Origin of the sequence: Herpetosiphon sp., assembly GCF_003512625.1 — a bacterium.
GTDB classification, from domain to species: Bacteria; Chloroflexota; Chloroflexia; order Chloroflexales; family Herpetosiphonaceae; genus Herpetosiphon; species Herpetosiphon aurantiacus.
Genome location: NZ_DOPT01000048.1, coordinates 15,344 through 16,297, shown reverse-complemented (window position 1 = coordinate 16,297; position 954 = coordinate 15,344). Strand labels below are relative to the sequence as shown.

The following is a 954-nucleotide window of genomic DNA, read 5'->3' as shown; positions in this document are numbered from 1 at the left end:
GTTTCCTTGGCGCGTTCCCCAACTACTGAGGCAGCGCCAGCAACCGCTGGAATAACGCTGGCACTAACATCTTGGGCTTTGGCGCTGACGGTTTGAGCGACTGAGCGCAATGCATCAGGAGCGTGCTCACGCGCTTCTTTGGCGCGTTCAGTTGTGGTTGCCAAAAACTCTTGGACGATACCGCTCAAACGCTGAACCAAATCATTGGCTTGATCGCGGGCATCGGCGCTTTTGCTGCTCGCCACATCGACCGCACGATGCCGCAAATCATCAGCTTGTTCAAGCACACTTTCGCTGGTGCTACTCAAGCGCTCGCGCACCTCGGCCACAATATTTTTGGCTTTATCTGCAAGCGTTTCGCCTTGATCCAGCGCTTGTTCACGAACATCGGCCAAACGACTTTTGGTTTGGTCGCCCAAATCGCTAGCCCGTTCGCGGCTGGCGGCAGCAACTGCAGCCAAACCAGCAGTCGCCGCCCCAAACAGCGCATTGCCTTTATCACGGCCATCAGCAACTTTTTTGCCCATTTGATCGACTGCCTGTCCAATTTGTTCGCGGCCAGTCTCCAAGCTAGCGTTTAAGCGTTGATTGGCCTGCTTGCCAGCTTTGCGCAGTTTCTTTTGTTCACGTTTCAACTCTTTGCGGGCTTGTTTATTCAGGCTGTGAAGATAACTATTGGCATCAGCGGCGCGATGTTCAACCTGATCCCGCAAATTTTCGGTTAGCAGGGCAACTTTTTCGCCCAAGGTTTTGGGGTGGTTACGGCGACTGCGTGCCCCTAATACACCACCAACAATACCTCCAGCAATCAAGGCAGCGGTTAGTAATGATTGTTGTTGTTGATCATTCATCATCAAACTCCTTTGCTCTAGGATTCGAGCAGCTATCTGCCAAACCTATAGCAAACCCTGTACCAAGGGAGTTGGACGTGTTGATCCACGAAGGACACAAAGG

Annotated in this window: 1 protein-coding gene; it reads right to left on the bottom strand. The window is 52.5% G+C overall.

Going from position 1 to position 954, the window contains the following annotated elements; genetic code table 11:
* The coding region (locus tag DEF47_RS11765; protein WP_287045147.1) for a hypothetical protein at window positions 1-854 on the bottom strand (854 nt) is incomplete at its 3' end.
* Window positions 855-954 lie beyond the last annotated feature (100 nt).